Annotated in this window: 15 protein-coding genes; 12 read left to right on the top strand and 3 right to left on the bottom strand. The window is 66.1% G+C overall.

Going from position 1 to position 13,697, the window contains the following annotated elements; all coding sequences use genetic code 11:
- The first annotated feature begins 86 nt into the window (after positions 1-86).
- The 8 genes from ASF28_RS14655 (at position 87) to ASF28_RS14620 (ending at position 5,767) form a co-directional block, all read left to right on the top strand.
- On the top strand, positions 87-575 hold the full coding sequence (locus tag ASF28_RS14655; protein WP_056093848.1) for a pilus assembly protein N-terminal domain-containing protein: 489 nt from the start codon (positions 87-89) through the stop codon (positions 573-575).
- A 172-nt stretch (positions 576-747) separates the two neighbouring features.
- The gene (locus tag ASF28_RS14650) at positions 748-1,434 is read left to right on the top strand and encodes a 50S ribosomal protein L25/general stress protein Ctc (RefSeq protein WP_056093847.1); all 687 of its coding nucleotides are present in this window, start codon (positions 748-750) and stop codon (positions 1,432-1,434) included.
- 102 nt (positions 1,435-1,536) lie between these two features.
- On the top strand, positions 1,537-2,163 hold the full coding sequence (gene pth, locus ASF28_RS14645; RefSeq protein WP_056093844.1) for an aminoacyl-tRNA hydrolase: 627 nt from the start codon (positions 1,537-1,539) through the stop codon (positions 2,161-2,163).
- A gap of 265 nt (positions 2,164-2,428) precedes the next feature.
- Positions 2,429-2,887 carry a PIN domain-containing protein gene (locus ASF28_RS14640; RefSeq protein WP_210166745.1) on the top strand — a complete coding sequence of 153 codons (459 nt, stop codon included), beginning with the start codon at positions 2,429-2,431 and terminating at the stop codon, positions 2,885-2,887.
- A gap of 85 nt (positions 2,888-2,972) precedes the next feature.
- Positions 2,973-3,206 carry a hypothetical protein gene (locus ASF28_RS14635; protein WP_056093838.1) on the top strand — a complete coding sequence of 78 codons (234 nt, stop codon included), beginning with the start codon at positions 2,973-2,975 and terminating at the stop codon, positions 3,204-3,206.
- The gene (locus ASF28_RS14630; RefSeq protein ID WP_056093835.1) at positions 3,196-3,645 is read left to right on the top strand and encodes a PIN domain-containing protein; all 450 of its coding nucleotides are present in this window, start codon (positions 3,196-3,198) and stop codon (positions 3,643-3,645) included. The genes ASF28_RS14635 and ASF28_RS14630 overlap by 11 nt, the downstream gene beginning before the upstream one ends.
- Positions 3,646-3,665: 20 nt before the next feature.
- A complete protein-coding gene (ychF, locus tag ASF28_RS14625) occupies positions 3,666-4,763 on the top strand; it encodes a redox-regulated ATPase YchF (protein WP_056093832.1) in 1,098 nt (365 codons plus the stop codon).
- 8 nt (positions 4,764-4,771) lie between these two features.
- Entirely contained in the window at positions 4,772-5,767 is a 996-nt protein-coding gene (locus ASF28_RS14620; protein ID WP_056093831.1) for a MaoC family dehydratase, read from the top strand.
- 11 nt (positions 5,768-5,778) lie between these two features.
- Here the strand turns inward: ASF28_RS14620 and ASF28_RS23020 are convergent, their stop codons facing one another.
- The 3 genes from ASF28_RS23020 to ASF28_RS14610 all read right to left on the bottom strand — a co-directional run bounded on the left by ASF28_RS23020 (position 5,779) and on the right by ASF28_RS14610 (position 10,334).
- Complete coding sequence (locus tag ASF28_RS23020; protein ID WP_200912678.1) at positions 5,779-6,609, bottom strand: hypothetical protein; 831 nt, start codon at positions 6,607-6,609, stop codon at positions 5,779-5,781.
- An 896-nt stretch (positions 6,610-7,505) separates the two neighbouring features.
- The gene (mtnA, locus tag ASF28_RS14615; protein ID WP_056093828.1) at positions 7,506-8,600 is read right to left on the bottom strand and encodes an S-methyl-5-thioribose-1-phosphate isomerase; all 1,095 of its coding nucleotides are present in this window, start codon (positions 8,598-8,600) and stop codon (positions 7,506-7,508) included.
- Between the two features lie 165 nt (positions 8,601-8,765).
- Entirely contained in the window at positions 8,766-10,334 is a 1,569-nt protein-coding gene (locus ASF28_RS14610; protein ID WP_056093826.1) for a GMC oxidoreductase, read from the bottom strand.
- A gap of 228 nt (positions 10,335-10,562) precedes the next feature.
- On the opposite strand from ASF28_RS14610, the gene ASF28_RS14605 reads away from it, so the two are divergent.
- The 4 genes from ASF28_RS14605 to ASF28_RS14590 are packed head-to-tail and all read left to right on the top strand — an operon-like array spanning position 10,563 to position 13,337.
- Positions 10,563-11,027, top strand: coding sequence for a DoxX family protein (locus ASF28_RS14605; protein WP_244475024.1), 465 nt, complete (start codon positions 10,563-10,565; stop codon positions 11,025-11,027).
- Positions 11,028-11,039: 12 nt separating this feature from the next.
- Positions 11,040-11,486 (top strand): cupin, encoded by a 447-nt coding sequence (locus tag ASF28_RS14600; protein WP_056093824.1) that lies wholly within the window; start codon positions 11,040-11,042, stop codon positions 11,484-11,486.
- Between the two features lie 10 nt (positions 11,487-11,496).
- The gene (locus tag ASF28_RS14595; protein WP_056093820.1) at positions 11,497-12,399 is read left to right on the top strand and encodes an SMP-30/gluconolactonase/LRE family protein; all 903 of its coding nucleotides are present in this window, start codon (positions 11,497-11,499) and stop codon (positions 12,397-12,399) included.
- Positions 12,396-13,337: a VOC family protein gene (locus ASF28_RS14590; RefSeq protein WP_056093817.1), complete on the top strand. Its 942-nt coding sequence runs from the start codon at positions 12,396-12,398 to the stop codon at positions 13,335-13,337. Before ASF28_RS14595 ends, ASF28_RS14590 begins: the two co-directional genes overlap by 4 nt.
- The last annotated feature ends 360 nt before the right edge of the window (positions 13,338-13,697 follow it).

The following is a 13,697-nucleotide window of genomic DNA, read 5'->3' as shown; positions in this document are numbered from 1 at the left end:
GTCGTGCTTGGGTCCCGGTCAGTTCGACGAAGGCGTTTGACCGCCGTCCCAGCCCGCGCGGGTCCGCAGCCACGAGTGATCCCCCCATGGACGAGCGCAAAGCACTATCCCGGAACGCCGCCGGAGCCGCGGGCCTGCTCCTCGCCGCGTTCGCGCTCGGCGGGGCCCTCGCGCCGGCCACGGCCCAGGAGGCCCCCACCATCGTCGCCGTGACGGTGGACAACGCCAAGGTGATCCGCCTGCCCGAGACCACCCAGACGGTGATCGTCGGCAATCCGATCATCGCCGACGTGGCCCTGCAGAAGAACGGTGTCCTCATCCTCACGGGCAAGAGCTTCGGCTCCACCAACCTCATCGCCCTCGACCGGGGCGGCAACATGCTGGCCGAATCGACCATCCGGGTTCAGGCGCCCCAGGCCGCCGTCGTGACGGTGCAGCGCGGCCTCGATCGCGAATCCTACTCGTGCACGCCGAACTGCCAGCCCTCGGTGCAGCTCGGCGATTCGAGCCGCTACTTCGGCGAGGTCAGCGGCCAGGCCGAGTCCCGCCGCGCCATGGCGGTGGGGGGGAAGTAGGGGGAGGGGCGTCGCGCCGGGTTGCCGCAGGGTGTCCCGCAGGCTATAGGCAACCCGCGCCCGCCAGACACCCTTGGAGGCACGGGCGCGAATCGGGGTTCGGTGTGGCCGTCCGTTTCGGGCGGCTTTTCGTTGTTCCCCGGCTTGTTTTCAACGTTTGAAGGATCACGCCATGAGCGCAGTCAAGACGCTTGAGGCCGTGGCACGCGACCGGGTCGGCAAGGGGGCCGCCCGGGCCGTTCGTCGCCAGGGCCAAGTTCCCGCCGTCATCTACGGCGGCGGCCAGGCCCCGCAGGCCATCGCCATCGACCTCATCCGCACCCGCACCCTGATCTACGCCGGCGGGTTCAAGACCACGCTGTTCGAGATCAACGCCGGCGGCAAGAAGACCCGCGCGATTCCCCGCGACTTCCAGCTCGACCCGGTGAACGGCGTGCCGCTGCACGTCGACTTCCTGCGCGTCGTCGCCGGCCAGTCCATCACCGTCGAGGTGCCGGTGCACTTCATCAACGACGAGGCGGCCCCCGGCATCAAGCAGCGCGGCGGCACCCTCAACATCGTGCTCCACACCCTCGCCCTCGAGGTCGCCCCCGACGCGATCCCCGAGGCCATCGAGGTCGATCTGACCGGTCGCGAGATCGGCGACATCATCCACATCGCCGACGTGAAGCTGCCCGCGGGCGCCACCTTCACGGGCGAGCCGGATGCCACCGTCGCCAACGTCGTGCCGCCGACGGTGCTCGGCGCCGAGGTGGAGGCCGAGGAGGCCGCCATCGCCGAGGCCCAGTCGGCCGAAGCCGCCGATGAGAAGATCGAGGAGGCCGCCGAGGCCGCCGAGGACGAGAAGAAGGAGGACTGAGACCCGGGGCACCCCCCGGTTTCACGTCCCTGAGGATGCCCCGGCCGTCAGGCCGGGGCATTCCCGTTTCCAGGCCCCCCTTCCGGCAGGAACATTCGCGCCATGCGCCTGATCGTCGGCCTCGGCAATCCCGGCTCCCGCTACGCCCGCAACCGCCACAACATCGGTTTCCTGGCCGTCGACGAGATCGCGCGCGTCCATCGCGCCGGGCCGTGGCGGAAGAAGTTCCAGGGCGAGATCGCCGAGGTGGCTCTTGGCCCCGAGCGCGCGATCCTCCTGAAGCCCCAGACCTTCATGAACGAGTCCGGCCGCTCGGTCGCGGAAGCGCAGCGCTTCTACAAGATCGCGCTGGCCGACGTCATCGTGCTCCACGACGAGCTCGATCTCGCCCCGGCCAAGCTCCGGGTGAAGCTCGGTGGCGGCAATGCCGGGCATAACGGCCTGCGCTCGATCACGGCCCAGTGCGGCAACGACTATCGCCGGGTCCGCCTCGGCATCGGCCATCCGGGCGACAAGGCCCTGGTCCACGCCTACGTGCTCAACGATTTCGGCAAGGGCGAGGGCGCCTGGGTCGACGACCTCGACCGCGCCATCGCCGACCACATCGCGCTGCTCGCGGCCGGCGAGGATGCGAGCTTCCAGAACAAGGTCCACCTCGCCATGGCGGGGCGCGGCTGGGACGACGTCAAGGGCGTCGGCGAGGGGGCCGGGTCGGGCAAGCCCGGTTGAGTTCGAGAATTGACACGAAAACACGGGGACAGGATATCTCGGGTCTCGCGAGGATCGGCCATGAAGAACCTCACCATTACCCTCGAAGACGATCTCTTCGCTTGGGCCCGCGTCGAGGCGGCCAAGCGCGGGCAGAGCCTGTCGCGCTTCGTCAGTGAGGCCCTCGTCGAGCGCCGGGCGCCGGACGCGGCCGACCAGTTGGCGGCTTTCAGCGCGTTCCTCGACGGCCCCGGATGGCCGGGCGTCGCCGAGAATCTGCCGTTACGTGAGGCGCTGTATGACCGACCGGCTGTTCTTCGACACGAACCTGCTGGTCTACGGAATGGACCCGAGGGACACGACGAAGCGGGCGGCGAGCGCGCACCTGTTGAAGCGGGCCTTCGGGCAGGGCCGGATGGTGATCAGCCCCCAGATCCTGAACGAGTGCTACGCCGTCCTCGTGCATAAGCGGCGGCTCGTGTCGGCCCTCGAGGCGGCCTCCTATCTCGCGACCCTGTATCCGGCCTGCACGGCGCCCCTCGACGCCCAGACCCACCGGGCGGCGATCGCCGTCGAGGCACGGTACCGCCTATCGTGGTGGGACAGTCTCGCCGTGGCCTCGGCGCTCCAGGCCGGATGCCGGTACTTCGTGTCGGAGGATCTGGGCGATGGCCAGACCTTCGACACGCTCACCATCGTCGATCCCTTCACACCTCACGCCGGCGCCACGCTGGCCCTCACCTGACGGACACGCAATCACGGGCGTCGTTCAGTCAGGAATTGACACGAAAACACGGGGACACGATATCGGGGGCGATGCGGAGGCAGCGATGAAGAACGTGACCGTGACCATGAGCGAGGCGCTGTTGCAGCGGGCGCGGGTCGCGGCCGCGCGGGACGGCAAGAGCCTGTCGAAATTCGTCGCCGAGGCCGTGGAGCAGCGGGTGGGCCGGCCCCTGACCCAGCGCGAGGCGCTCGACCTCTTCCTGGCCGGGCCGCCGCTTCACGTGCTGGACGAGAACGGGAAGGCCCCGACGACGGCGCAGCTCTACGATGACGACTGAGCTGGTCTTCGTCGATACGAACGTCCTCCTCTACGCCCGCGACGATCGTTACCCCGACAAGCAGAGGGCGGCCGCGCATTGGCTCGCGATGCTCGCGCATCGCGACGCCCTGATCGTCAGTCCGCAGATTCTCGGCGAGCTCCACAACGCCATCCTGCGGGGCAAGGTCGGCCTGGACGAGGGAGAGATGCAGCGCATGACCGCCGCCCTTCAACCCTTCTCGCACGGCGCCACCGATCTCGACCTCATCGCGCAGGCGTGGAAGATCCGGAAGGAGACCACCTTCCAATGGTGGGACTGCGTGATCCTCGCCGCCGCGATCCGAGCCGGGTGCCGCTACCTCCTGTCGGAGGATTACCAGCACGGCAGAACGGTCCGCGGAACGACCATCCTCAACCCTTTCACCGTCGGCCCCGAGGCCGTCATGACCGAGCATTAGGCGAGCATTAGGACAGACCCATGGGCTTCAAATGCGGTATCGTCGGCCTGCCGAACGTCGGCAAGTCGACCCTCTTCAACGCGCTGACGCAGACGGCGGCGGCGCAGGCGGCCAACTATCCGTTCTGCACCATCGAGCCGAATGTCGGCGAGGTGGCGGTGCCGGATGCGCGCCTCGACGATCTGGCGAAGATCGCCGCCTCGAAGGAGATCATCCCGACCCGGCTCACCTTCGTCGACATCGCCGGGCTGGTGCGCGGCGCCTCGAAGGGCGAGGGCCTCGGCAACCAGTTCCTCGCCAACATCCGCGAGGTCGACGCCATCGCCCACGTGGTGCGGTGCTTCACCGACGGCGACGTCACCCACGTGGAAGGCAAGGTCGATCCCAAGGCCGATATCGAGACCATCGAGACCGAGCTCATGCTCGCCGACCTCGACAGCCTGGAGAAGCGCCTGTTCGCCCTGGAGAAGAAGGCCAAGGGCGCCGACAAGGAGGCGAAGGAGGTCCTCGACCTCGTCAACCGCGCCCTGCCGCTCCTGCGCGAGGGCAAGCCGGCCCGCCTCGTGCCCCGCAAGCCCGAGGAGGAGGCCCTGTTCCAGACCCTCGGCCTGATGACGGCCAAGCCCGTCCTCTACGTCTGCAACGTCGACGAGGGCGACGCCGACAAGGGCAACGCCTATTCGGAGGCGGTGCTGGCCCAGGCCAAGGCCGAGGGCGCCAAGGCCGTGGTGGTCTCGGCCAAGATCGAGAGCGAGATCGCCGTGATGCCGCAGGCCGACCAGGGCGATTTCCTCGAGGCCGTGGGGCTGGCCGAACCCGGCCTCAACCGCGTCATCCGCGCCGGCTACGAGCTTCTGGGCCTCATCACCTACTTCACCGTGGGCCCGAAGGAGGCCCGCGCCTGGACCATCGAGAAGGGCACCCGCGCCCCCGCCGCCGCCGGCGTCATCCACACGGATTTCGAAAAAGGCTTCATCCGGGCCGAGACCATCGCGTTCGCCGATTACACGGCGCTCAAGGGCGAGAGCGGCGCCAAGGAGGCCGGGAAGTTCCGCCTCGAGGGCAAGGAGTACGTGGTCCAGGACGGCGACGTGCTGCATTTCCGCTTCGCCAACTGAGTGCGCGCATGACCGGCATCGCCTTCGAGGACTTTTTGCCCGGCACCGTCATCGCGGGCGGGCCGATCACCGTGACGCGGGACGAGCTCGTCGCCTTCGCGGCCGAGTTCGACCCGCAGCCGTTCCACCTCGACGAGGCGGCGGCGGAGGCGACCTTCGTCGGCCACCTCATCGGCTCGGGCTGGCAGAGCGCCGGCTTCGGCATGCGTCTTCTGCAGAAGGACGTTTTCCGGGGGGCGACCTCCATGGGTTCGCCGGGCGTGATGCAGCTGCGCTGGCTGCGCCCGGTGGTGCCGGGCGACACCCTGCGCATCTCCGTGAAGGTCGAGAGCTGCCGGGCCTCGAACACGAAGCCCGATCGCGGCTTCGTGCGCTTCGCCATGACCCTGCTCAACGGCCGCGACGAGGCGGTGATGAGCCAGGCCTTCTCGGTGATGTTCCCGCGCCGGGACGCGGCGCCCCTGCCGCCCCGCGCCGTCGACCTCAGCCACCCCGTGCCCGTCACCGAGGGCACCGACGCCGAACGCCTGCTGTTCCTCAAGGACGCCGTCATCGGCGCCCCGCGCGACCTCGGCCGGCACGTCTTCACCGCCGAGGGCATCACCGCCTTCGCCCGCGCCTACGATCCCCAGAGCTTCCACCTCGACGCGGAGGCTGCGCGAACGAGCCATTTCGGGGCCCTGTGCGCCTCGGGCTGGCACACGGCGGCCGTGTGGATGAAGCGCCTCCACATCACCCGGCAGCGCGACATCGCCCTGACGGCGGCCTCCGGACCCGTGCCGCAGCTCGGGCCCTCGCCGGGGTTCCGCGACCTGCGCTGGCTCGCCCCGGTCTATGCCGGCGACACCCTGCGCTACACCTGCGCCCTCACCGAGAAGCGCCAATCGACCTCGCGCCCGGGCTGGGGCGTCGCCACCCACCACAACGAGGCCGTGAACCAGCACGGCACGAAGGTTTTTGAGTTCACCGGGTCGGTGTTCTGGCAGTGGGCGAGCAATCTTTAACAAAATTTCTGCTAATTTGGCGATATTTTGATGTCGTCTGTTTGCAGTAGTATAGATTCTGCATTTTCCGGCGCCGATTTGAACATCATATTCAACTTTGCGGCGTCTAATATCGGCGAGGATCGCATTTTTTCTTTGACGCCATTCTCGGCCACGTCAATTTCGTTAAACCGATCTTGTAGTTTTCGGAAATGTGCATATGAGCCAATATCTATTGCAAAAGCTTGGTATGTACCCTCTTGGGATTTATGAGTTAAGGCTGTAGCACAATTATGGACTATCCTGTAATCAAGCAATCTATTGAAAAGCGCTCGCCATTCATCATTTTGTTGCAGCATACGCTCTTGAACAAGAAATAAATTTGTCTTTTTCTCTAAGCAAAACTCTCGAATAATATAAATTCCTTTGAGTAGATCATCTTGTTCGTCTCCTTTGGAGTCCTGCTTCAACTCGTCAATTTTTCTTTCGAAATTCGATCTCGACATTACACGAATGTCGTCTTTTCCGATTTTGTTTCCGTCACCTGCATTAACTGTCGAGAGAGCTTCTAAAAACAAAGAGAGAACATCTCGAGGAACACCTCCGCCTGCCATAATTAGTCTATCGAAGCCTTCGCCTTTGAATAATGATTGAACCTCAGCCTTTGAAAGGCCAGCTTTTGCCCCAAATTGTTCTAGTATTTGCCAATTTTGGTTTGCGGTTTTTTTGAAATCGCTGAATGTGTAGTCAATGTTGATGGGTTGAAAATCGTGGCGCTCTTGTATGCCAATGGGCTGACCGTCACGATCCGCATATAGTGTCGATGCATGACGAAGCGTCGCAATTTTGAAAAATAGAGGCACATCCTTACATAAGCGGTGAATATAGTCTACGACAAATGCTTGATCTGTCCTCTTAAGGTGATATAGATCATCAATATGAATTATTATACCCTTGGTTTTTGGCGAGGCATTGAAAAATTCTCTTATGCTTTCTTTGAGTCTTGGAAGCCATTGGTCTAACTCTTGAAGCTTTTCTCGGTGAATCTTAAAAGACTGCTCAATTTCTACCTTTGATTTTGCCTCGTCTTTTGCGCCAAATTTGAGGTTGAGTTTATCGACGTCTACGCCCGATGAGACTTCTAAACCTGTGCTGATTTCGTTCTGATTTTTCTTTTTAATGTCCGCATCATGAGTATCTGCTGCTTTTTGAAGATCATTAAGTTTAGCGATGATATTTTCAATAATAATCTTAGACTGCCGCTTCCGCCCGAACCAGCCGCTAAGATTACGGTTTATTTCACGAAAAACAGCCGAAAGAATTTCAATTAAAACATTCGGGAACGTGTGCTTTTTGAAATCTTCACAATTAAGATATACCGATTTGGTGTCTAATTTTAGACTCCGACTTGATTGATGTAATAGTAAAGTTTTCCCGCATCCTCGTCATGCGAAGATTGCATGATTTTGCTTTGAACAAGCATCCTGCAGAGCAGTTCCGACATTGACATAGTCTATTTCATCGCTACCCCTTTGAACTCGGAGATTCTCAGTAATAACCTCTCGCAAGCGGTTCAATTTGACTTGGTCAACCATTATACTGAATAACCTGCAGCAGCTTAACATACCGTCCAAAGACAGCGGGAGCAGCTCTAGAGTGTATCAACTGAACGGCGAACTCAACTCGTAAATTAAGAGAGTCTGGAAATTTCCTACTCCCGATTTAAAATTCTGTTTTCATGGAATGACAAAGATTTGGATCAGTTCGCCCGTCGCTCCGGGTACAGCGACAGCAACCCGTCCGCGCTCGCCGTCGCCACCCCCCGCTCGGTGATGATGCCCGTCACCAGCCGGGCCGGGGTCACGTCGAAGGCCGGGTTCGCCACGGGGCTGCCGGGCGAGACCACCTCGATGGTGGCGAAGGCGCCGTCGGGCAGGCGGCCGGTGAGGTGCGAGACCTCGCGGCCGTCGCGCTCCTCGATGGGGATCTGCGCCACGCCGTCGTCGAGGGTCCAGTCGATGGTCGAGAACGGCAGGGCGGCGTAGAACGGCACCCGGTTGTCGGACGCGGCAAGCGCCTTCAGATAGGTGCCGATCTTGTTGCAGACGTCGCCGGACGCCGTGGTGCGGTCCGAGCCGACGAGGCAGAGGTCGATGCGGCCGTGCTGCATGAGGTGGCCGCCGGCATTGTCGGCGATGACCGTGTGGGGCACGCCGTGGGCGTTGAGCTCGAAGGCGGTGAGGGCCGCGCCCTGGTTGCGCGGCCGGGTCTCGTCGACGAAGACGTGGACCGGCACGCCGGCATCGTGGGCGACGTAGATGGGCGCGAGGGCCGTGCCCCAATCGACGGTGGCGAGCCAGCCGGCGTTGCAATGGGTCAGGACGTTGACGGTCCGGCCCGTCCCGGCGTGGAGGTCGGCGAGGATCTTCGCGCCGTGCACGCCGATGGCGTGGCAGCTCTCCACGTCCTCCTCGGCGATGCGCCCGGCCTCGGCGAAGGCGAAGGCGGCGCGCTCGACGTCCGGGACGGTGCGGAGCTTGGCCGCGACCCGGTCGAGGGCCCAGCGCAGGTTGATCGCCGTCGGACGGGTGTCAGCCAGAAACTCCACCGCCCGCTCGATGCCGGCATCCGAGGAATCCTCGGTCAAGCCCATGGCCAGGCCGTAGGCCGCCGCGACGCCGATGAGGGGCGCGCCGCGCACCACCATGGTGCGGATGGCGGTGCCGGCCTCGTGCATGGAGCCGAGCCGCTTCAGCTCGAACGCGAAGGGCAGGCGGGTCTGGTCGATGACCCGCACGGAGACGCCGTCGGCATCGGGGAAGATGGTGCGGTAGGGCTGGCCGTCGATCTTCATGAAACGCGTCCGAGCGGGGAGGGGCCGGGGTCACCCGAGCCTTTACGTCAGAACGCCTCGGCGAGGCCAGCCGGGCGGCGAACGACGGCGCGGTGCGTGTCCGTCGAGCCCCGCATCGGGTCCGTCGCTGCGAAGAGCCGCCCGGGACGCGGGCGCGTCCAAGCTTCAGCCCAAGCGCTCCTCCAGGTGCGCCGCCACCCTCAGGGCGTTCGCCACGATGGTGAGGGTGGGGTTCACCGCACTGATCGAGGGAAAGAAGCTCGCGTCGGTGACGTAGAGGTTGTCGACCTCGTGGGCCCGGCAGTCGAGGTCGAGCACCGAGGATCGCGGATCGGTGCCGAAGCGCAGGGTGCCGGACTGGTGCGCGGTGCCGCTGAGCGGGATGTTCTTGCCGAGGTAGAGGGAGCGCTCGAACAGGTAGGTGTAGGCGCCGGCCGGCTGCAGCAGGCCCTCCAGGGTGTCGCGCAGGCGGTCGTGGGCCGCGCGGTTGGTCTCCTTGACGTCGAGGATCACACGGCCGTCCCGGTCGAGGCTGACCCGGTTGTCGGAATGCGGCAGGTCCTCGCTCTGCAGCCAGAAATCCATGGAATGGCGCGCCACCATCTCGAACGGCGCGTCGGGCAGGAAACCGGTCCATTTCGGGAATTCCTCGCCGCGGATCTGGTCGGGCTGCGTCTTGGCGCACATCTGGATCAGGCCCATGGGATACTCCCAGGCCTTCGATTCGAAGTAGTAGTCCGACACCGCCAGGGTCTTCTGGAACACCGTGTCGTTGGGTTCCTTGGAGAGCGCCATCAGCACCGACATATTGTGGCGCATGTAGTTGCGTCCGACCTGATCCGAGCCGTTGGCGAGGCCGTTCGGATGCGCATCGGAATGGGAGCGCAGGAGCAGCAGGGCCGACGACAGGGCCCCGCACGCCACCACGACGATGTCGGCGCTGTAGCGTTCCTCCGCGCCGTCGCGGGTGACGTGGACGGAGGTGACCCGGCGCCCCGACGCATCCGTCTCGAGGCGCGAGACGTAGGCGTTGACCAGGAGGGTGACGTTGTCGTGGGCGGCGAGGGTCGGGTCGACGGTCATCACCTGGGCGTCGGCCTTGCCGTTGAGGAGGCAGGGGAACCCGTCGAAGGCGTCGCAGCGGATGCAGGTGCTCGTCGGCGTCGGGCGGCCGTTCCGCTCGTCGAGCTTGATGCCCAGCGGCAGGTGGAACGGGTGGAGGCCGTGCTTCGCCCAATCGTCCGAGAGCTGCTGGATGCGCGGCTCGTGGGAGACGGCGGGATGGTCGTAGGGCGCGCTCGCCCACGGCTCGGTGGGGTCCTCGCCCCGGCTGCCGTGGACGGCGAACAGGCGCTCGGCTTGCGTGTAGTACGGCTCGAACGCGTCGTAGCCCAGGGGCCAGGCGGGGGAGACGCCGTCGACGTGGCGCACGGCCTCGAAGTCGCGCTCGCGCATCCGGAGCAGGGCCGCGCCGTAGACCTTCGAGTTGCCCCCGACATAGTAGTGCAGGGCCGGGCTGAAGGCGCGCCCGTCGCCGCCGTACCACGTCTCCTTGGCCTGGTAGGCGCCGTCGACGAACACGGTCTTGGCGCTCCAGTTCGCCTGCGAGCGGGGCAGGTAGTCGCCGCGCTCCAGGAGCAGGATGCGCTTGCCGGTTCGGGCGAGACGCGCCGTCAGCGAACCGCCGCCGGGACCGCTGCCGATGACGATGACGTCGTAACGATCCTGGGACATGGGGAGCCTTGCCGGAGCGGCATCGGGAGCGGGTGTTCGAAACGGCCAACGTAAGCCCCTCCGGCCCGTTCCGCGCTGCATTGCACACGGAGGCGCGAGGCGGCGCAACCGCTCCGGCGGCGCGGCGTTGAGGGAAGACGGCACGCCCGCGTGCTCCGTCACCCGCGCCGAGGCCCCGATGATCGAACCGTCCGCCTCACCCCCCGCGTCGGGCACGCCGGAGGCCCGGTGTTGAGCTGGCTCGACCTCGTGGCCGTGCCGCTGCTCGCCAAGGTCTGCCTCGTCGGCATGTTTCCCCTGAGCGCCTACGACAAGGTGGTTCACTGGGACGAGGCCAGGGCCCAGGCCGCCACCGGCCCCCTACCGTTTCCGGGCCTGCTCCTCGTGCTCGGCATCGTCGTCGAGGCGGTGACGCCGGTGATGATCGTCACCGGCTGGTACGACCGGGCCGGCGCCTTCGTGCTCGCCGGCTTCTGCGCCGTGACGGCGGTGCTGTTCCACCGCTTCTGGGAATTTCCCCGGTTCTGGTCGCGCGACGGCGAAGGCCGGGCTCATTTCTGGGACTTCTTCAAGAATTTCGGCCTCGTCGGCGGCCTGCTGCTCGTGGTGATCGGCGGCGGCTACGCCCCCGCCTCGGAGGTCGTCCGCCACCCCCTCGCGAGCGGCCCGCAGGCCGCCCCGACCCAACCCTGACAGGAGCCCCCCATGGCCGAGATCACGCCAAGCATGCCGTACTGGCACGTCTACACGGACACGGACGGGATCAGCCGGCAGGAGCGCTTCACCCTGTCGAACTTCCGGTTCCAGGGCGTCGGGCCCGACGTCGCGCCGCAATGGAACGACAAGCAGGACCCGGCGAAATCCGGCGTGACCTTCACGGTGCTCCCCGTCGGCTGGGTCGGCGACTGGCACGAGAACCCGAAGCCCCAGTGGATCGCCGTGCTCACGGGCCGCTGGTTCGTCGAGACCATGGACGGGCACCGCGTCGAGATGGGCCCGGGCGAGCTCATGTTCGGCGAGGACCAGAACACGCGGGCCCATGACGGCCGCAAGGGGCACCTCTCCGGCACCGTCGGCGACGAGCCCTGCACCATGATGGTGGTCGGCCTCGACGTGACCCCGACGGTGAACCAGCCCGGACGCTTCACCTGAGGGGGCTGCCATGGACGGCTTCGAGATCCACGACCCGCGCTTTGCCGCCTTCATCCTGCCGAACGCCCCCCTGGAGACCCTCGCGGAGGGGTTCCGCTGGTGCGAGGGGCCGGTCTGGTTCGGCGACCGGGACGAACTCCTGTTCAGCGACCTGCCCAACGACCGGGTCATGCGCTGGAGCGAGCACGGCGGCGTGAGCGTCTATCGCTCGCCGAGTCGCTTCGAGAACGGCCACGCCCGCGACCGCGCGGGGCGGCTGCTGTCGTGCTCGCATCGGGGACGCTGCATCACCCGGACCGAACTCGACGGCACCGTCACGGTGCTGGCCGATCGCTACGAGGGACGGCGCCTGAACTCGCCCAACGACATCGTCTGCAAGTCCGACGGGACGATCTGGTTCACCGACCCGCCCTACGGCATCCAGACCGATTACGAGGGCGGCAAGCAGGCTTCCGAACTGCCGGCGCGGGTCTATCGCCTCGATCCGGGCACCGGCCACCTCACCATCGTGGCCGACGATTTCGAGGGCCCCAACGGCCTGTGCTTCTCGCCCGACGAGAGCCGCCTCTACGTCGCCGAGAGCGGCCTGCAATTCGCGGCCGAACCGACCCGGCACCTGCGCGTCTTCGTGGTCGGCGCCGGCGGCAGCCTGTCCGGCGGACGGGTGTTCCATAAGGTCGAGCCGGGCTTCGCCGACGGGTTCCGCTGCGACACGGAGGGGAACCTGTGGTCGAGCGCCGGCGACGGGGTCCATTGCATCGATCCCGCCGGCATCCTGCTCGGCAAGATCCTCACGCCCGGCCCCGTCGCCAACCTCGCCTTCGGCGGACGCGAACGCTCACGCCTGTTCCTCTGCGCAGGCCGGACGCTGATGGCGATCTACGTCAACCGGCGTGGAGCCCAACTGCTTTGAGGGCCTGCGTCGACGGCCTCGTCGCCATCAGCCGCACGGTGGCGGACCTCGCCCGGACGGAGGCGTTCTACCGCGACGGCTTCGGCTTCCGGCGCCTCGGTCCCGTCGAGGGCATCCCGGCCGCCATGCTGGAGGCCCTCGGGCTCCCCGAGGCCAGCGGGGGGCGCCTGCGCATGGGGCTCGGGCGGCAGAGCATCGAGTTCCTGGCCTTCGACGTGCCCGGCCAGCGTTATCCCGTCGGCGCCGGCGCCAACGATCCGTGGTTCCAGCACGCGGCCATCGTGGTCTCGGACATGGACCGGGCATTTGCGCGCGTGGAAGCGCTCGGGCCCGTGCCGATCTCACGCGGCGGCCCGCAGGTCCTGCCGCCCTCGTCCGGCGGGGTCACCGCCTGGAAGTTCCGCGACCCCGATGGGCATCCCCTCGAACTCATTGCGTTTCCCGAGGGCGGCGCCGGGCGCTGGACGCGGGCCCTCGGCCTGTTCGCCGGCCTCGACCATTCCGCCATCGCGGTCACGGACATCGAGGCCAGTCTGGCATTCTTTCGCGATGGCCTCGGCCTCCGGCTGACGGCGCGGGGGCTCAACGCGGGCCCCGAGCAGGCCACCCTCGACGGCCTGCCCGATCCGGTGGTGGATGTGATCGCCCTCAGCCCCTCCGGGGTGGCGACCCCGCACGTGGAACTCCTGCACTACCGCACGCCCCCCGCGCCGGCGGCCCCCCTGCCGCTCACCGCCCGCGACCGGGCGACCTCCCGGCTCTGCTTCGGCATCGACGACCTGCCCGCCCTCCTCGCCCGGCTCGCGGAAGCCCGGCCCGAACACGCCGTCCTCCGGTCCGGGGACGGCCACATGGCCGGCCTGACGGGGCCGGACGGACACGGCATCCTGCTCATGGCGCGACGGGACACGGACGGGGGCGCGGTCGGGCCGGCATGATCCCCGCGCAGGGCTCGGCCTTGACGGGTCGGGCCCCGCGCGTCCAATGCCCGGACTCGAAGGGCTTTACGGAGTTTTCGATGGGCGCCGGCTCCGTGATTCGGCAGACCGGCGCAGCGGGCGTTTCGTGAGAGACACTCAACCCGCCGCTGTTCGACCGCTTCGGATCGAGCGGTCGCTTCCCGCTCCCTCTCTTGGAAGGCTACCGGATTCACACATCCGCCCGGTGGCTGATATCGAGAGCCACAATGAGCCGGCATCAGGCGCGACAGGCTCCCTCTCCTGAAAGGAGAGGGTTGGGGTGAGGTGTGGGACATCTCTGAATAGGTCACACACCTCACCCTGTCCCTCTCCTTCCAG

The organism is Methylobacterium sp. Leaf99, from assembly GCF_001422375.1.
In the GTDB taxonomy this organism is placed as follows: Bacteria; Pseudomonadota; Alphaproteobacteria; order Rhizobiales; family Beijerinckiaceae; genus Methylobacterium.
Note: the sequence above shows the minus strand (reverse complement) of the source record. Positions and strands in the feature narration are given on the sequence as shown.